This window comes from Nocardia brevicatena NBRC 12119, assembly GCF_000308495.1.
In the GTDB taxonomy this organism is placed as follows: Bacteria; Actinomycetota; Actinomycetes; order Mycobacteriales; family Mycobacteriaceae; genus Nocardia; species Nocardia brevicatena.
In genome coordinates, this window is the sequence record NZ_BAFU01000070.1 from 202,940 (window position 1) to 220,985 (window position 18,046).

Consider the following 18,046-nt stretch of genomic DNA (forward strand, 5'->3'; position numbering starts at 1 on the left):
CTCACGCAGTCGACGCTCACCGGCCTTCGAGCGCTTTCATCCGGTCCAGTACGGAATCCGCCGTCGGATCGCGCATTTCGTCGACGATCCGGCCGTCGGCGAGGAAGATCACCCGGTCGGCGTAGGCCGCGGCGTGGGGTTCGTGGGTGACGATCACGACGGTCTGACCGAATTCGTCGACGGCGGCCCGCAGAATCGACAGCACCTCGCCGGAGGAACGCGAGTCCAGGTTTCCGGTCGGTTCGTCGCCGAAGATGATCTCCGGTTGGCCCGCCAACGCCCGTGCGCACGCCACCCGCTGCTGCTGCCCGCCGGACAGTTCGCTGGGACGGTGCGTCAGCCGGTCGGTCAGGCCGAGCCGGTCGAGCACCGCGTCGAGCCATTCCCGGTCGGGTTCGCGACCCGCGATATCGAGCGGCAGTGTGATGTTCTCCAGCGCGGTCAGGGTCGGCACCAGATTGAACGCCTGGAACACGAAACCCACCCGGTCGCGGCGCAGCGCGGTCATCTGTTTGTCCGTCAGCTCGGTCAGATCGGTGTCCCCGATCCGCACCGTGCCGGAATCGGCCGAGTCCAGCCCCGCCAGACAGTGCATGAGGGTGGATTTGCCCGACCCCGACGGGCCCATGATCGCGGTGAATTCACCGCGCGCGAACCCGACGGATACCGTATCCAGCGCCACGACCCGGGTATCACCGGAACCGTAGATCTTCGTCAGCTCGACGGCACCGGCAGCCACGGCCGAGGCCGCCGGTGCGGTCCGACTCGTGTCCGCGACGTGTGGAGTGACGTCCTCCCCGGCCTGAAGGCCGGAGATTCCTGCCGTGCCGCTCACGCGACACCTCGATGGGTTCCTGCTTCACTGGCCGGTGCCACAGCGGACTGTGGTCTTACCCGGCCTCCACAGGTGTTTCCCGTCTCCGCCCACCCGGCGGCGGGGCGTGCAGCGTAGCTGGAGGTGGCCGGATACACCGACCCTCGACTGAACGCAGAGGCTTGCGCGCTACATTTGCTGGTCATGCCGTCCAGTCTGTCGGGAGACGGGCCGGCGCGCCATGGGGAATCACCCTGAGCCCGGTAGGCGGTCGAGGTGATCCCCAGGCCGAGGGCCTGCCACCGGGCTCGGCCGCCTGCCCGCCCGACATCGCGTCGCTCAGTTCAGCGGTGCCGAACGCCACCAGGTGAGCACCTCGTCGATGGTGCCGACCACACCGTCGGTGTACATCAGGAATTGCGCGCGGTCCGGTTCCCCGGTGAACACGGTGATCATCTTGGGGCCGTCGCTGTTGTCGATCTTGTAGTTGGTGTAGGTCTTGCCGCCGTTGGTGTCGGTGGACTTCTCCGCATCGGCGGGCAGCGACCGAATCACCGATTCGACATCGGCGGCCGATTCGTAGACATAGATCCGGTAGAACGGATCGTCGTTGTTGTTGCCGCCGTAACAGCGCCACTGCCACTGCCACTTGCCGAAATCGGGTTCTCCCGAATCCGGTGTCGGCGCGTAGGTGGTTCCGGTCTCCCAGCATTTCGCGCTGTTGTACCCGACCTCCCCCGAGGTCGAGGCGGGCACCAGGTTCGGGAATTCCTTGCTGATCGAATCCGCGGTGGCCGGGACCGCGGGCGCGGTGGAGACTCGGCTGGTGGTGTTGTCACCCGCGGTGTTGCCGGCGCCGGAGTCACCGCCCGTGGCCGCCAACACGATCCCGACGACCACCACGAGGAGAACCACCGCGGCGATGACGATACCCACGATGAGGCCGGTGTTCGACTTCTGCGGCCCACCCGGTCCCATGCTCATCGCGCCGTGCGGCGGGTAGCCCCGCTGCGGATAGGGTCCGGACCCCACGCCCTGCGGATGCTGCGGCATCACGGACGGACCGGGCATCCCCTGATGGTTATAGCCCGGGTTGCCGCCGACGAACTGCTGTTGATGCATATCGCTGCCGTAGGGCTGAACCGCGGTGGGCTGGGACTGCAGCCCACTGGGGTACGGCTGGGCCTGGCCCCCGCTGGTGAACGGCTGCGGCTGCACACCGCTGCTGTATCCGGTGGCCATGGCCGGGTACGGGTTCCCCGGCGCCGGTCCGGCGATCGGCATGGCGGGCGAACTCACACCGCTGAGTGCCTGCCGGGCGGCGGTGGCGAAATCCGAACAGGACGGGTAGCGGTCCTCTGGCCGTTTCGACATCGCCTTGGCCAGCACCGCGTCCAGGGCGGGCGGCAGGCCGGGACGCACGGTGCTCACCGGGGGCGGCGGCGACTGCAGGTGTCCCTGGATGACCGCGGCCGGGTTGGTGGCCGTGAACGGGCCGTTTCCGGTGAGCAGCCAGAACAGTGTGCACGCCAGCGAGTACTGGTCGGAGCGGCCGTCCAACTGAGAACCGGTCAGCTGTTCCGGTGAGGCATAGGCCAGCGTGGCGGTGAAGGTGCCGGTCTGGGTGAGGTGGCCGGTATCGTCCCGAAGCCGGGCGATACCGAAGTCGGTCAGATAGACGCGTTCCCCATTACCACCGATGGAGCGGGCCAGCAGGATGTTCGCCGGTTTGACGTCCCGGTGCAGCACTCCCATACCGTGCGCGTAGTCCAGTGCGGAGGCGGTCTCGGCGACGATCTGCACCGCACGCTCGGGCGGCAGCTGTCTCGAATCCACGGAGGCGGCGTCGATACCGTCGATGTACTGCATCGAGATCCACAGCTGCTCGTCCTCGAGCCCGCGGTCGTAGACGGTGACGATATTCGGGTGGTCCAGCTGGGCGACCAGATCGGCCTCCCTCTCGAACCGGGCCCGCACCTCCTTGTCGAAGAACATCTCGCGATTCAACAGCTTGAGCGCGGTCATCCGCGGCAACCGCGGATGCTTAGCGAGATAGACCGACCCCATACCGCCCCGACCCAATTGCCGGTCGATGACGTAGCCGGCGAAAACATCGCCATTGGCCAGCATGTTTGCTCCACTTCCCGCCACGGGCGCCAGGACCCACCGACGCACGGGCGTAGACAAGAGCGTGGCCGGACCCTACCGAGACGGCCACGCCAAATCATCGAAACCATAGCAGCACTCGCCGCCCCGCTCGTGCCCATCGCGACGCCGGCGGTATCGAGACGCCGATGTCACGACGGCTATGTCGGCCCCGGATCGTGCGGCGGCCGGGCCCGACGCTCCGGCGGCACACCGCCGGGCGGCCGGCGGAAACCGGGTAGGTCGATCGCGGTCGGGGTGGGAGCGGTTCGCCTGGACGGCGGATACGGCCGCGGCGGCGTCGGATATGGTGCCACCCGCGCATGACCAGAGGACGGGTACGGTCGGGCGGGCACGCGACCGACCGGCGCACCGTAGGCCCGGAGCGCGTACTGGGCGGTGCGGGCGAACTCCAGGCAGCAGGAGTAGCGGTCCGCGGGATCCTTGGCCAGGGCGCGGGCCAGCACGTCGTCCAGCGCGGGCGACAGTCCCGGGCGCAACCGGCTCGGTCGCGGTACCGGCGCGCGTAGATGGCCGTTGATGATCTCGGCCGGATTCCTCCCCGGATAGGGCGGTCTGCCGGTCAACAGCCAGAACAGCGTGCAGGCCAGGGAATACTGATCACCCCGGTGGTCCAGTGTGGTGCCGAGCAGTTGCTCCGGAGCGGCATAGGCCAGGGTCGCGGTGATGGTGCCGGGGGCGGCGAGGGTGGTTTCCGCGTCGCGCCGGCCGGCGATACCGAAATCGGTGAGCAGTACTCGTTCCGGCTGCCCGATCGGAGCCTTGGCCAGCAGGATGTTGGCCGGTTTCACATCCCGGTGCAGAACCTGGTTGGCGTGGGCGAAATCCAGCGCGTCCGCGGTGTCGGCGATGATCTGCACGGCCCGATGCGGGTCGAGCACGTTCACATCGATACTCGCGGCATCCGCGCCGGCGACATACTGCATCGAAATCCACAACTGTCGGTCCTCGGTACCGCGGTCGTAGACGGTGACGATATTCGGGTGTTCCAACCGGGCGGCCAGATCGGCCTCGCGTTCGAACCGGCGGCGAATCTCGGTGTCGGTGTAGAGCCGCGGGTCGAGCAGTTTCAATGCCACCAGACGGGGCAGTCGGGGATGTCGGGCGAGGAAGACCATGGCCATCCCGCCCACGCCGAGCCGGCGCCGGATAACATAGCCCGCGAAGTCGTCACCACGCTCCAGCATCGGCGGAAATCCCCCCTCATCGGGTCGAAAGCAATGCTACTGGTGTATCTCTCCCCGCGGCGTGCACGCAAGACGATCACCGGGGTGGACAGGGGTCCTGTCGGGGACGGTGGCGCGGCGTGCCCGCGCCCCGGCCGCGACCCCGACGTCCGGCCGTGCCGAATAAGGGCCATATAGGGTTGGCCCATGCGCATTGGAGCACATGTCCGCCTCGACAGCGACCCGATCGGTTTCGGCGAACGGCTCGGCGCCGATGTCATCCAGCTCTTCGTGATCGATCCGCAGAGCTGGGACAAGCCACAGCCGCATCCGCGGGCCGCCGAGATCCTGGCCAGCCCGATCGACGTGGTGGTGCATTCGTCGTATCAGATCAATGTGGCGAGCCTGAACAACCGGTTGCGGATGCCCTCGCGCAACGCGGTGGCGCAGCAGGCCCGGGCCGCCGCGGATATCGGCGCGTTCGGGTTGGTCGTCCATGGTGGCCATGTTCGTTCCGACGACGAGGTCGAGGCCGGAATCGTCAACTGGCGCAAACTTTTCGAACGTCAAGAGGACAAGGGGGGTTTCGCGGTTCCCATCCTGATCGAGAACACCGCGGGCGGAAACCACGCCATGGCCCGGCATTTCGACACCATCGCCCGGTTGTGGGACGCGGTCGGCGATTACGGAGCCGGTTTCTGCCTGGACACCTGCCACGCCTGGGCGGGCGGGGAGGACCTGGTGGGGGTGGTGGAACGGATCCGCGCCATCACCGGCCGCATCGACCTGGTGCATCTGAACTCTTCGCGCGACGAGTTCAACTCCGGCGCCGACCGGCACGCCAACTTCGCCGAGGGCACCATCGATCCGCAACTGCTGGCCGAGGTGTGCCGTACCGCGGATGCCCCCGTGGTGCTGGAGACGCCCGCCGAGGGTCTCGCCGACGACCTGGCCTACCTGCGCGAACACGTCGGCTGACGGCCGAGTCGGCCGGTAGTTCACACTTATCGGCATGAGTATTCGGTCGTTGGACGGTGTAGGCGTCCTGGAACTGGGCAATGATGTGACCGCGCCCGCGGGCCGCGCTGTCGTCCTCGACCTCGCGCGGCGCGCCGACGCGTGGGCGGCGCGTCCCCTACTCGGTCGGGACGAGGCGACCCGATGAGGCGCCGTCGGATCGCCCGGCGGCCCCGTGGCCGCGCCGGAGCGGAGCTGCGCGCGCCCGGGCACCGCCGGCCGACGGTGCACCCGAACCCCGCCGGGATGAACGAGAAACCGTGTGGAGGCGTGATGTGCGTCCGCCCGGAACCCGGGGAGAATCGTCCCGCGAACAGGGAGAACAAGGAGCACCGATGACATCGACTCCGCCTGCGGACGACGGGAACGAGCCGATCCTGCGCGATGTCACCCTGCGCGACGGTCTGCAGCTGACCGGCAAGCTGCTGCCGGTGGAGCGCAAGGCGGAGATCGTCCGGCGGCTGCTGGCACTGGGGGCGCCGGCACTGGAGATCGGTTCCATGGCACGGCCGGACCTGGTTCCGCCGATGGCCAACAGTATGGAGCTGGTCGAGATGCTCACCCCGGCCGAACTCGAGCGGTGCTGGCTGTGGGTGGCAACCCCCCGTCACGTCGAGCGGGCGGCGGGCGCCGGGGTACGCAATTTCCAGTACTGCTTCTCGGTATCGGATGCCCACAACCGCGCCAATATCGGCCGCGATACCGAGGCCAGCCTGTCCGCCATGCCGGACGCGGTGGCCGCGAGCGCCGCCGTCGACGGCAGTATCCAGCTGTGTCTGGCGACGGCGTTCACCTGCCCGTTCGAGGGTCCGGTCGATCCCGAACGGGTGCTGGCCATAGCCGCCGACCCGCGTACCGCGGGCGCCGACGATATCGTGCTGGCCGATACCCTGGGCCAGGCATATCCCGCGCAGGTCGCCGAACTGGTGGCAGCGGTTCGAGAGGCGGACCCGCAACGCCGGATCGTCTTCCACGGCCATGACACCTGGGGCATGGGCGTGGCCAATTCGCTGGCCGCGATCGAGGCCGGCGCCGCGGTGGTCGACGGTTCGCTGGGTGGTCTGGGCGGCTGCCCGTTCGCGCCCGGCGCGAGCGGGAACACCCCCACCGAGGACCTGCTCTTCGCCACCCGTCCGTCCTGGTTCACTCCCGAGACCCTGGCGGGCCTGGTGGCGCTCACCGATGGTGTTCTCCACGAACTCGGCGAGCCCAACCGCTCGCGCACCACCGAGGGCGCTCGTTCGAAGGCAGCGGCGTTCGAATGGGTGGTCGCCGCATCCTGACCGTCAGCGCCGCGGCACGCCGGGCATACCGGCGAAGATCAGTTCGAACACCGTGGGATGGTTCGGGTAGATCTTCGTGGACGGTACGAACGGTGTGATCTCGGCGGTATCGGTGACGGAGTAGTCGGCGTGGCTGCCGGGGACTCGGTCGAGGACACCCTTGCAGTTCGGGCCGCCGGTCGCGTTGACCTTCGGCAGGTCTTCCGGGTACGTGTAGGCCTCGGCGCCGTACATGAAGCTGGCGTTGAACGAAGCGCCCGGATTCCGGCCGCCGAAGAGGTCCTCGGCCAGCGGCATGGCCCGGGCCAGGCCCACGACCGTGCAGTTCAGCGCCGGTTTGTATTCATTGAGCAGACCGGCCGTCGGCCGCAACAGCTCCAGGGCGGTTCCGAGTGGCTGTTCGTTCTCCCGCAGCACCGCGCCCGTGGTGTCGGCCAGGCCGACGGTGTCCAGCAACAGGATGTCCAGGTTCCCGGCGTCGTCGGCGATCGTCGTGCCGGTCACCGTGGCGTTCTCCAGGACACGCAGAAGATCGGGGGCGGTATCGGCGTAGAGGTTGGTCACCGCGGCGGTGGCCTGGATATCGCGGCGCAGCGTGGGCAGGGTCGGGTTGATCTCCTTCAGGTAGGCGTCGGCCCGCACCAGCAGATCACCCAGTTGGTCGCCGCGACCCTGGAGTGCGGTGCCGAGGGCGGTGAGTGTGGCATTGAGTTCGGTCGGTTCGACCATGTTCAACACCTCGGTGAGCCGTTCGAACAGGGTGTTGAACTCGACGGTCACCGACTCACCGCGCAGCACCGTTCCCGGTTGCAGCCGCTCGGAGGGGTCCGGTGGTTCGACGAAGTTGACGTATTTGGCGCCGAATACGGTGGTGGAGCGAATATCGACGAGCACATTGGCCGGGACCAGCCGCATCATGTCCGGGTCCAGCTCGAGCTCCAACCGCGCCCCGTTCCCGGCCGTTTCGACGGTCTCGACCCGCCCTATCCGAACGCCGCGGAATTTCACCTTGGCATCGGGGTCGAGCACCAGACCGCTGCGCGGCACCTCCACGGCCACCGACTCGTGGGGAGCGAAACCGCCGCTGAACATGATCAGCGCGACGGCCACGAACAGCGCGGCGACGAGCACCATGGCCAGGCCCGCGACCTTCAGTCGGACTGCCGCCCACATCGCCCGCCACGGAGCAGACCTGTCGGCTCGGGTGTGCCGTAACGATCCCACCACTCACCTGCCTAGTGACGATCCGGTATCCCGGTGTACCGATCGGCCGCCTCGGATTTACGTCCGGACAGCTGTCCATAGTAGGGGGACGAGCATTCCCGGGAGTCGGTTTCCGCGAAGGTAGCGCAAATTCCGCCGCCCTCCCCGCAACCCCTCCGAACGGCAATGAAAAAGGCCCGATCACCTGCGGTGAGCGGGCCTGGAGAGAAAGTCCCCCACAACATAGGGTCCGACCTACACCTACCCGGACACCTCACCCCGCTGGTCGGACCGGGACCGCCCGGAGCGACGTTGCGCAGCGGCGCCGCGCAGGCAGGGAAGACCCTGGGGTCACGCCGGCCCTGACAACGTCACCGAAGGCAGTGCCACCCCACAGCCCGCCCGGGTCCGAACCGCCCGAAGCGGCATAGCACAAGAGGGCTCCAAGGTTCACGAGACCACAAAGGGTTGCGGCCCTGCGCCGCCGGAGGCGGCGCAATCAAACACAGCGACTACAAGGCGGCCTCGACGGCGGAGACCACCACGGGCGCATCGGGGGTGGTGGTCGGGCGGAAGCGGGCGAGTACCGTGCCGTCCTTGCCGATCAGGAACTTCTCGAAGTTCCACTGCACATCCCCGGCTGCACCCTCCGCGTCGGCGGTTGCGACCAGCTCCCGATACAGCGGGTGCCGGTTGTCGCCGTTGACGTCGGCCTTCTCCAGCAGCGGAAAGTCCACGCCGTAGGTGGTGGAGCAGAACTGCTGGATTTCCTCGGCGCTACCGGGCTCCTGTCCCATGAACTGGTTGCACGGGAAACCGATCACGCTGAATCCCTGCGCCCCGTATTTCCGGTGCAGGTCCACCAGTCCCGAGTACTGCGGGGTCAGGCCGCATTTGGAGGCGACATTGACCAGCAGGACGACCTTGTCTCCGGCCAGGTCGGCCAGCGTTGTCTCCTCGCCGGACAGCGTTCGCACCGGAATGTCTCGGACGTTCATTCGTATCGCACCTGCCAACTCTTGATTCCGTTGATCCAGCCCGAGCGCAACCGTACCGGATCGGAGACCGAGCGCAGGTTGGGCATTGCATCGGCGATCGCGTTGAACATCAGGTCGATTCCGTCCTCGTCGAAATTGGCCGAACCGTAGAACAGTCCGAGTCGCTGTCCTCGTTTGATCTCCTGCCCGCCCAGCACGTGGTTCTCGGTGGCCGTGCGCTGGAAAGCGGTCACCGGGGTGGCCCACCGGACGATTTCGTCGGGCGCGGTGCGCGGACGCCGCTCCTTGAAGATCTCCCACTGTTCGGGGTGGTCCACGAAGGCCTTCATCCCGTGGGTGATGGCGTTGCGGGTGGTCTCGTTGCCGGCGACGGCCAGCAGGATGACGAAGAAACCGAATTCGTCCGAACCCAGCGCTTCCCCGTCGACATCGGCGTTGACCAGCCGAGTGACGATATCGTCGACCGGACAGACCCGCCGCTGCTCGGCCATGTTCCACGCGTAGCCGAGGATTTCCGCCGAGGCCAGGGCCGGATCGCCGTATTCGGGGTCGTCGTAGTTGAGCATCTGGTTGGACCAGTCGAAGATCTGGCGCCGGTCCTCCTGCGGCACCCCTATCAGCTCGGCGATGGCCTGCAGCGGCAATTCGCAGGCGACCTGGGCGACGAAATCACCCCTGCCGCTCTTCTTCGCCTCGTGCACGATGCGCTCGGCCCGTTCGGTGAGCGCGGCCCGCAGCCCCTCCACCGCGCGGGGAGTGAACCCCTTCGAGACGATCCGCCGTACCTTGGAGTGCTTGGGCGGGTCCATGTTCACCAGCAGCGCACCGGTGGAGTTCATCTGCTCGGGAGTAATATCGCCCGGCAGCCGGATGATGGCGCCCTTCTGCTGCGAGGAATACAGTTCCGGTGTGCGGGAGATCTCCCGAATATCCTCCAGCCTGCTGACCATCCAGTACCCGCCGTCGTTGAAACCGCCGGAGATCTCATCGGACTGGGCGTTCCACCATACCGGCGCGGTGCGCCGCAGCAGCGCGAATTCCTCCACCGGGCTGCGTTGTTCCCATAGCGCCGGATCGGTGAAATCGAAGCCCGGGGGCAGTGCGGCTGTCATTACGAGTCCTTATCCTTCCTCCGACAGCGGACGCAGGGGGGCCTCTGGCTGCACTTCGACCAGCACCAGATGCGCGCCGCGCGGTGTGCCGACCACGGCCGAGACGGCGGCTGCCAGATCACTGGCGCGCAGCATGTACGGATGCCGGGCGAAACCCCATTTCTGCCAGTCCTCCAGCAACGGGCCCACAACCTCGGGGGACGCGTTCATTCCCATACCGGTGACCGTGGGACCGGGTCGTACCAGGGAAGCGCGGATACCGGTGCCCTCCAGTTCCATCCGCAGCTGGTTCACCATGGCCTCCAGTCCGGCCTTGGCCGCGCTGTAGGCGCCGTTGCGCGGCCGTGGCGTCGGGGCGCAGTCGGAGCTGATGAGCACCACATCGCCGCGGCGGCGTTCCATCATGCCGGGCAGTACCCGATGCACCATGCGGTGCGCGCCGACCAGATGGATCTGCACCTGGTGCAGGAACTGTTCGGGGTCCATCTCCTGGATGAGGCCGAACTCGATATCACCGGCGCCGGAGACCAGGATCTCGGTGGGGCCCAGCGCCTCCTCTGCGGCCGTAACGAACTCCTCGACCGATTTCCGGTCGGTGACGTCGAGCCGGTGCGCGTAGGCGGTGCCGCCGTCGGCCCTGATCTTGTCGGCCAGTTCCTCGCAGATCTCCACCCGCCGCGCGCCGAGCGCCACCGGATGTCCCTGTTCGGCCAGGGCCACCGCGGTGGCCGCGCCGATACCGGACGAAGCCCCGGCCACGATCGTGGGCCGGCGTTCCGGATGGGGATCGAATCTGGGCATTACCGCACCTCCACGGCGATCGGGAGCTTGGCGAAGCCCCGCACATTGGTCGAATGCACGCGTTCGATTCCTTCGTCGCGTACCCCATACGAACGCACCCGGCGGGCGAATTCCCGTAGGGCGACATTGGCTTCCAGGCGGGCCAGATGCGCGCCCAGGCAGAAGTGCACCCCGGCGCCGAAACTGGCGAGGTTGCCCTTGTCGGGGCGGTCCGGCCGGTAGCTGTCGGCGTCGTCGAAGACCTCGGAGTCGCGGTTGGCGGAGCCGATCAGCAACAGGACCTTTGCCCCGGCCGGGATGACGCCGCCGTGGTATTCCAGGTCGGTGGCGGCGGTACGCGCGACCATCTGGCTGGAGGTGTCGTAGCGCAGGGTCTCCTCCACCCAGTCGGAGACGAGATCGGGATCGGTGGCGACCCGGGCGTACTCCTCGGGGTGGCGTCCCGCCCAGTACAGGGCGTTGCCCAGCAGTTTGGTGGTGGTCTCGTTACCGGCGACCACCATGAGGAACATGAAGCCGATGATCTCGTCGACGGTGAGCACGTCCCCATCGATGTCCGCGTCCAGCAGCGCGGAGGTCAGATCGTCGGTGGGGTGGGCGCGCCGCTGCGCGACCATCTCGGAGTAGTAGACCACCAGGTTCAGCGAGGCTTCGATGGCCGCGTGGGGAACATCGAGGACACCGTCCTCCCGGTGCACCACCAGATCGGCCAGACGGCGGATCTCGGCGCGGTCCTGGGCCGGTACGCCCAGGAGTTCGGAGATCACGTCCATCGGCAGTTTGCCGGCGAACTCTTCGATCCAGTCGAATTCTCCCGCCGCGAGCGCGGGTTCCAGGTGTTCGAGGGTGATCTCCCGGATTCGGGTCTCCATTTCCGCGACCCGTTTGGGGGTGAAGCCCTTGTACACCAGGCGCCGCATGCGCATATGCCGCGGATCGTCCATGGCCAGGAAGGACATGGTCTTGTGGGCGTGGGGCCCCCAGGCGGCCGGGTCCAGCGAGACACCGTTGGCGCTGGACAGTCGGGTGCTGTCGCGGAAGGCCCCGGTGACGTCGGCGTGCCGGGACAGCGCGTAGAAGTCCAGGTCCGGATTGTGGTACAGCGGCGCTTCCGCGCGCAGCCGCGCGTACGTCGGGTAGGGGTCCTCGTGGAATGCGTAGTCGTATGGGTCGAACACCAATGGTTCCAACGATGCGGCTGTCATCGGTGCCACCTCTGATTCGATAACGAGTTCTCGTCGAGCACAACCGGCCGGCCACCGGACAGAGACATATAGCTGGACACGTGTCTGGACGGTACCAGCGGCAAGCCACTCGGACAATAATAGGCGGATATTTGCCTCTCCAGCTGGGCAAAGGTGTTTCCTGGCCGCAATACCGCGACACCCGGCCGACCCTGGGCAAAACACGCGGCCGCACCGCCGTCGGCCTGGAAACATAGAACCAGTTCTCGCGATTGTCCTTGCACTCGCCGAAGCAGCCGGACTATATTCCATACACCTGTCCAGACATTATTGGGGTCTTCTATGAACAGTCTCCTGCCCGGCGACAGCTCGCGGCTGTTGATCGGCGGCAAGCTCGTCGCCGGCGGTAATGGCGTGTTCGACACCGTGAATCCGGCGACCGAGGAAGTAATCGGCACGGCCGCCGACGCCGGCGCCGACGATATGGACGCCGCGATCGCCGCCGCCCGCACCGCCTTCGACGAGACCGACTGGTCCCGCGACCACACCTTCCGCGTGCACTGCCTGGACCAGTTGCGCACCGCACTGCAATCGCATGTGGAGGAGCTGCGCGAGATCACCGTCGCGGAAGCAGGTTCGCCCGTCATGTTCACCAGCGGCCCCCATCTGGAAGGGCCGATCGCCGACCTGGAGTTCGCCACCCGGCTCACCGAAACCTATGAATGGGAAACCGAGCTGGGCGTGGCCGCGCCGATGGGGATCAGCACCCGGCGCGTGGTGCGCCGGGAGGCCGTCGGGGTGGTCGGCGCGATCACCCCGTGGAACTTCCCGCACCAGATCAACTTCGCCAAGGTCGGGCCCGCGCTCGCCGCCGGAAACACCGTGGTGCTCAAACCGGCCCCGGACACCCCGTGGTGTGCAGCGGCGGTCGGCGCGATCATCGCCGAACAGACCGATATCCCGCCCGGCGTGATCAATATCGTCACCTCGTCCGATCACTCGCTGGGCGGCCAACTCACCGGTGATCCGCGGGTCGGTATGGTCTCCTTCACCGGTTCCACCGCCACCGGCCGGGCCGTGATGACCAACGCCGCCGCCACCCTGAAGAAGACCTTCCTCGAACTCGGCGGTAAATCGGCCGCCATCGTCCTCGACGATATCGACCTCGGCAAGGCCGTGGGCTTCACCGGCTTCTCCCTCTGCGTGCATGCCGGGCAGGGCTGTGCGCTGAGCACCCGCCTGCTGGTTCCGCGCGCCTCATACGAGCAGGCGGTGGAGATCGCGGCAGCCACCATGGGCGGGCTCGCGCCCGGCGACCCGACCGATCCCGGCACGGTCTGCGGCCCTGTCATCTCCGACAAACAGCGCGCCCGGGTACTGCGCTATATCGATATCGCCCGCTCCGAGGGCGGCCGGATCGCGGTCGGCGGCGGTCGGCCCGCCGGCAAGGAGCGCGGCTTCTTCGTGGAGCCCACCGTTATCGCCGATCTCGACAACAGCTCGAGGGTGGCCCAGGAGGAGATCTTCGGCCCGGTTCTCGTGGTCCTGCCCTACGACAGCGACGACGACGCCATTCGCATTGCCAACGACTCCCCCTACGGCCTGTCCGGTTCGGTCTGGGGCACCGATCCCGCGCGCGTCGAACATGTCACCGACAGGGTGCGCACCGGAACCCTCGGCGTCAACGGCGGTATGTGGTATAGCGCCGACGCCCCGTTCGGCGGATACAAGCAGTCCGGGATCGGACGTGAGATGGGTGTGGCCGGGTTCGAAGAGTACCTGGAAACCAAACTGGTCGCCACGGCGCAGTAACCCTGTCCACTACCGGCTTTCATCGAGAACGAGGAGTTCGATCATGGCCCGTTTCACCGGCAGGTCGGCCATTGTCACCGGCGCCGCGCGCGGTATCGGCGAGGTCTACGCGCAGGCGCTGGCCGCCGAAGGCGCGTCCGTCGTCGTGGCCGACCTGAACGCCGAGGGCGGTCGGGCCGTCGCGGAGAAGATCGTCGCCGACGGCGGTACCGCGTCATTCCACCCGGTGGACGTCTCCGACCCCGACTCGGCCAAGGAACTGGCCGATTTCACCATCGAGCGGTACGGCAAGATCGACCACCTGGTCAACAACGCCGCGATCTACGGCGGGATGAAACTCGACCTGCTGCTCACCGTCCCGTGGGACTACTACAAGAAGTTCATGTCGGTGAACCTGGACGGCGCGCTGGTGATGACCCGCGCGGTCTGGGAGAACATGGCAGCAGGCGGCGGCGGCTCCATCGTCAACCAGTCCTCCACCGCGGCCTGGGTGTACTCCGGGTTCTACGGTCTGGCCAAGGTCGGCATCAATGGACTCACCCAGCAGTTGGCGACCGAACTCGGCGGCTCCGATATCCGGGTGAACGCCATCGCGCCGGGCCCCACCGATACCGAGGCCACCAGGTCCACCACCCCGGAGAACATGGTCAAGGACATGGTGAAGCGACTGCCACTCGCGCGTATGGGCACCCCGGAGGATATGGCCGGCGCCCTGCTCTACCTGCTCTCCGACGACGCGAGCTGGGTCACCGGCCAGATCTTCTGTGTCGACGGCGGCCAGGTGATCCGATAATGGGCGACGGCACCGACACCACCGCCGCGGTGCGGGTCGGGTTCATCGGGCTCGGGGCCATGGGCGCGCCGATGGCGAAGAAGCTGCTGAACCGGTCCGGCGGGCTCACGGTCTGCGATACCCGGGCCGAGGCGGTGGAACCGTTCACCGACGCAGGCGCCGAAACCGCCGCCACCCCCGCCGAACTCGCCGCCACATGCGGGATCGTCTCGATCGCGGTGGTCGACGACGCGCAGGTCCGCACGGTTCTGACCGGCGCGGACGGGGTCCTGAGCACCGCGGCCCCCGGCACCGTGATCGCCGTGCACTCCACCATCGGCGACGGCACCGCCGAGGAACTGTCGCGCCTGTGCGCCGAACACGCGGTGGAATTCGTGGACGCGCCGGTCTCCGGTGGGGCCGCCGGAGCCGACAGTGGACGGCTGGTGGTGATGATCGGCGGCAGCGACACCGCCGTCGCCGCTCTGCGCGAACCGTTCGCCTGTTTCTCCGACCGCATCGTGCACGCCGGTCCGGTCGGCTCCGGCACCCGGATGAAACTGGCCCGCAACCTGCTGCATTTCGTCTCGTTCACCGCGGCCACCGAAGCCCAGCGGCTGGCCGAGGCGGCCGGGCTGGACATCACAGCGCTCGGCAAGGTGGTGCGGCATTCCGACGCCGTCACCGGCGGGGCGGGCTCGATTATGCTGCGGGACACCACCGCGCCGATCGAGGACGGCGACTTCTGGCTGCCGATCCTCACCCACGTGCGGGAACTCGGCGAAAAGGACCTGAGCCTGGCGCTGGCCCTCGGCGACCGGCTCGGCGTCGACCTGCCGTTGGCCCGGATCGCCCTGGACCGGCTCGGCACGGGACTCGGTGTCGGCGTCGGGGAACTCGGCGCCGGGAACAAGAGTGAGGAAACCGAATAATGGCTGCAGCCACTACCCTTCGACCGCTGTCCGCCGCCGAGGTCACCGACTGGGACCGCACCGCCGATGTGGTGGTCGCCGGCTACGGTATCGCCGGGGTCTGCGCCGCCATCGAGGCCGCGCGGGCCGGGGCGAACGTGCTGATCCTGGAACGCACCAGCGGCTGGGGCGGCGCCGCGGCGCTCGCCGGTGGGTTCATCTACCTGGGCGGCGGAACCCCGCTGCAGAAGGCGCTCGGCTTCGAGGACAGCCCGGACAACATGGAAAAGTTCATGGTCGCCGCGCTCGGGCCGGGCGTGGACCGGGAGAAGGTCGCCGACTACTGCCGCGGCAGCGTCGAACACTACGACTGGCTGGTCGCCAACGGGGTGCCGTTCAAGGCGGAGTTCTGGGGCGAACCCGGCTGGGAACCGCCACACGACGAGGGCCTGATGTACTCCGGCGGGGAGAACGCCGCACCCTTCAACACCATCGCCACCCCGGCCCCGCGCGGACATGTGCCGCAGATGCAGAACAAGCGGACCGGGTCCAAGGGCGGCGGCTACATGCTGATGAAACCGCTCGCCGAGACTGCCGAGGGCCTCGGCGTCGCGGCCGAGTACGACACCCGTATCCAGCGGTTGATCGTCGACGGCGAGCGGGTGGTCGGCGTGATCGCCAAACAGTACGGAAAAGAACTCACCATTCGCGCACAGCGCGGTGTCGTCCTGGCCACCGGCAGTTTCGCCTACCACGACCAGATGATCGAGGGCTACGCCCCGCGGCTCATCGGCCGGCCCGGCGCCGCCATCTCCGAACACGACGGGATAGCCATCCGGATCGCCCAGGCCCTCGGCGCCGACCTCGCCCATATGGACGCCACCGAGGTGGCGTTCTTCGGTGACCCGCAGATGATGGCGCGCGGCATCCTGGTGAACGGCCGCGGCCAACGCTACGTCCCCGAGGACACCTACCCGGGCCGCATCGGCCAGATGACCCTCTTCCACCAGGAGAACCAGGCGTATCTGATCATCGGCGAGGCCGCCTACGAGGAGGCGCTCACCACCGAGACGTCCACCCCGTTCTTCCGGCAGCCACCCACCTGGGCGGCCGAGACCATCGCCGAACTCGAATCCGATATGAGCCTGCCCGAGCTCGCACTGCAGACGACCATCGAGCTGTACAACCGTCACGCCGCCGACGGCAGAGACCCGCTGCTGGGGAAGAAATCCGAATGGGTCAAACCCCTCGAGGGCCCGTTCGCAGCCTTCGATATGCGCGGCTTCACGGCGGGCTTCACCCTGGGCGGGCTGCGCACCGACCTGGATTCCCGGGTCCTGCACGTGAACGGGGAACCCATTCCCGGCCTGTTCGCGGCGGGACGCTGCACGTCCGGTGTCTGCGCGGGCGGCTACGCCAGCGGCACCTCCCTGGGCGACGGCAGCTTCTACGGCCGCCGAGCCGGGATTGCGGCCGCGAAAAGCTGAACCGGTACATTCAGACACATGTCCGAGGGTGAACCCGTCGTCGTGGAAGCGACCCGTCGCCGCCTGTCCGCGAAACAGGCCGATACGGTCGACAAGTTGACGAAGGCGGCGGTGGAGGTGCTGGCGCGCGAGGGATTCGCGGGGATGACCATCCGGATGGTCGCCGCCGCGGCAGGCGTGGGCACCGCCACCGCCTACACCTACTTCTCGTCGAAGGAACACCTGGTCGCCGAGATCTTCTGGCGGCGGCTGATGGCCGCCCCGTCACCGGTCAGCGACGATCCGGACCCGGTCGTCCGAGTGGTGGCCGAACTGCGCGCCATTGCCATGCTGGTGGCCGACGAACAGGCGGTGTCCGGCGCCGTCACCAGCGCCATGCTCGGCCGCGACCCCGACGTCGCGCATCTGCGCGCCCGCATCGGCAACGAGATCCGCACCCGTATCGTGCGCGCACTCGGCCCCGACACCGACCCCGACGTGGTGGTCTCACTGGAACTGCTCTACGCGGGCGCGCTGGTGCGGGCCGGTATGGGCTATGCCTCCTACGCCGATATCGCCGATCTCCTCGAGAAATCCGCGCTGATGATCCTGCGCTGACACTCCCACAGGAAGACCCCCATGCCGAACAGCCGTCCCAAACAACTCGATTCGCCGATGGTGTCCACCGCCATCAAATACATGTCCAAGATCAACGCTTGGGCCTATCGGCGCACCGGGGGGCGGATCGGCGGAAAATGGCGGGTCGGCGCGGGTTTCCGCAAACCGGTTCCCACCCTGCTGCTGGAACACGTCGGCCGCACATCCGGGAAGCGGTTCGTCGCGCCGCTGCTGTACCTGCGCGACGGCGCGAATATCGTGGTCGTGGCCTCGCAGGGCGGTCTGCCGAAGAACCCGCAGTGGTATCACAACCTGTTGGCCGGCCCGAATACCACCGTGCAGATCGGCAAGGAACACCTACCGGTCCGTGCGCGCCTGGCAGACGAGGCCGAACGGGAACGGCTGTGGCCGAAGCTGGTCGAGCTGTACGCGGATTTCGACACCTACCGGTCCTGGACCGAACGCCGTATCCCCGTCTTCGTTCTGGAGCCCCGAACCACCTGATCTCTCCGGCTTCGGGCCGGGCGACTCGATCAACGATCGCCCCCACGGCTTCGGCACACCGGCTGTATTTCGTTGTACTGCGACGCCGGCCGTCCCGCGATATTTGTCGCGCGCTGCGCCGGTGGATTTGTGATCGGGGATGTTTTGTCCTATGGACCGGGACCTCTGACCGCCATGGTCCTGAATCACCTGTCGGGGACTACGGGCAATTAGGGAAAA

Annotated in this window: 17 protein-coding genes; 9 read left to right on the forward strand and 8 right to left on the reverse strand. The window is 67.5% G+C overall.

Features of this window, described 5'->3' with window-relative positions; genetic code table 11:
* Positions 1–16: 16 nt before the first annotated feature.
* The 3 genes from ON20_RS19960 to ON20_RS19970 all read right to left on the reverse strand — a co-directional run bounded on the left by ON20_RS19960 (position 17) and on the right by ON20_RS19970 (position 4,167).
* Positions 17–739, reverse strand: a complete 723-nt coding sequence (locus ON20_RS19960; protein WP_040837796.1) for an ABC transporter ATP-binding protein — start codon at positions 737–739, stop codon at positions 17–19.
* A gap of 414 nt (positions 740–1,153) precedes the next feature.
* Positions 1,154–2,944 (reverse strand): protein kinase domain-containing protein, encoded by a 1,791-nt coding sequence (locus ON20_RS19965; protein ID WP_040837553.1) that lies wholly within the window; start codon positions 2,942–2,944, stop codon positions 1,154–1,156.
* 176 nt (positions 2,945–3,120) lie between these two features.
* Positions 3,121–4,167 carry a serine/threonine-protein kinase gene (locus ON20_RS19970; RefSeq protein WP_083865077.1) on the reverse strand — a complete coding sequence of 349 codons (1,047 nt, stop codon included), beginning with the start codon at positions 4,165–4,167 and terminating at the stop codon, positions 3,121–3,123.
* Positions 4,168–4,353: 186 nt separating this feature from the next.
* On the opposite strand from ON20_RS19970, the gene ON20_RS19975 reads away from it, so the two are divergent.
* From ON20_RS19975 to ON20_RS19980, 3 genes are all read left to right on the forward strand, one after another.
* Positions 4,354–5,124 (forward strand): deoxyribonuclease IV, encoded by a 771-nt coding sequence (locus tag ON20_RS19975; RefSeq protein ID WP_040837554.1) that lies wholly within the window; start codon positions 4,354–4,356, stop codon positions 5,122–5,124.
* A 34-nt stretch (positions 5,125–5,158) separates the two neighbouring features.
* Entirely contained in the window at positions 5,159–5,311 is a 153-nt protein-coding gene (locus ON20_RS36560) for a hypothetical protein (protein WP_157228913.1), read from the forward strand.
* A 187-nt stretch (positions 5,312–5,498) separates the two neighbouring features.
* Positions 5,499–6,446 carry a hydroxymethylglutaryl-CoA lyase-like TIM-barrel protein gene (locus ON20_RS19980; RefSeq protein ID WP_051162888.1) on the forward strand — a complete coding sequence of 316 codons (948 nt, stop codon included), beginning with the start codon at positions 5,499–5,501 and terminating at the stop codon, positions 6,444–6,446.
* A 3-nt stretch (positions 6,447–6,449) separates the two neighbouring features.
* On the opposite strand, the gene ON20_RS19985 is transcribed toward ON20_RS19980, so the two are convergent.
* The 5 genes from ON20_RS19985 to ON20_RS20005 form a co-directional block, all read right to left on the reverse strand.
* Entirely contained in the window at positions 6,450–7,619 is a 1,170-nt protein-coding gene (locus ON20_RS19985; protein WP_040837555.1) for an MCE family protein, read from the reverse strand.
* 542 nt (positions 7,620–8,161) lie between these two features.
* Positions 8,162–8,647: a glutathione peroxidase gene (locus ON20_RS19990; RefSeq protein ID WP_040837557.1), complete on the reverse strand. Its 486-nt coding sequence runs from the start codon at positions 8,645–8,647 to the stop codon at positions 8,162–8,164.
* The gene (locus ON20_RS19995) at positions 8,644–9,759 is read right to left on the reverse strand and encodes a cytochrome P450 (protein WP_040837559.1); all 1,116 of its coding nucleotides are present in this window, start codon (positions 9,757–9,759) and stop codon (positions 8,644–8,646) included. The genes ON20_RS19990 and ON20_RS19995 overlap by 4 nt, the downstream gene beginning before the upstream one ends.
* Positions 9,760–9,768: 9 nt before the next feature.
* Entirely contained in the window at positions 9,769–10,560 is a 792-nt protein-coding gene (locus ON20_RS20000) for an SDR family oxidoreductase (RefSeq protein WP_040837560.1), read from the reverse strand.
* Positions 10,560–11,765 (reverse strand): cytochrome P450, encoded by a 1,206-nt coding sequence (locus ON20_RS20005; RefSeq protein WP_040837561.1) that lies wholly within the window; start codon positions 11,763–11,765, stop codon positions 10,560–10,562. Before ON20_RS20005 ends, ON20_RS20000 begins: the two co-directional genes overlap by 1 nt.
* Before the next feature lie 321 nt (positions 11,766–12,086).
* Here ON20_RS20005 and ON20_RS20010 point away from each other — a divergent pair, with 321 nt between their 5' ends.
* The 6 genes from ON20_RS20010 to ON20_RS20035 are packed head-to-tail and all read left to right on the forward strand — an operon-like array spanning position 12,087 to position 17,827.
* The gene (locus ON20_RS20010; RefSeq protein WP_040837563.1) at positions 12,087–13,556 is read left to right on the forward strand and encodes an aldehyde dehydrogenase; all 1,470 of its coding nucleotides are present in this window, start codon (positions 12,087–12,089) and stop codon (positions 13,554–13,556) included.
* A 43-nt stretch (positions 13,557–13,599) separates the two neighbouring features.
* Entirely contained in the window at positions 13,600–14,349 is a 750-nt protein-coding gene (locus tag ON20_RS20015; protein WP_040837565.1) for an SDR family oxidoreductase, read from the forward strand.
* Complete coding sequence (locus ON20_RS20020) at positions 14,349–15,260, forward strand: NAD(P)-dependent oxidoreductase (RefSeq protein WP_040837567.1); 912 nt, start codon at positions 14,349–14,351, stop codon at positions 15,258–15,260. Before ON20_RS20015 ends, ON20_RS20020 begins: the two co-directional genes overlap by 1 nt.
* Entirely contained in the window at positions 15,260–16,726 is a 1,467-nt protein-coding gene (locus tag ON20_RS20025) for an FAD-dependent oxidoreductase (RefSeq protein WP_040837569.1), read from the forward strand. The genes ON20_RS20020 and ON20_RS20025 overlap by 1 nt, the downstream gene beginning before the upstream one ends.
* 18 nt (positions 16,727–16,744) lie before the next feature.
* Positions 16,745–17,323 carry a TetR/AcrR family transcriptional regulator gene (locus ON20_RS20030; protein WP_040837570.1) on the forward strand — a complete coding sequence of 193 codons (579 nt, stop codon included), beginning with the start codon at positions 16,745–16,747 and terminating at the stop codon, positions 17,321–17,323.
* 21 nt (positions 17,324–17,344) lie between these two features.
* A complete protein-coding gene (locus ON20_RS20035) occupies positions 17,345–17,827 on the forward strand; it encodes a nitroreductase family deazaflavin-dependent oxidoreductase (protein ID WP_040837571.1) in 483 nt (160 codons plus the stop codon).
* The last annotated feature ends 219 nt before the right edge of the window (positions 17,828–18,046 follow it).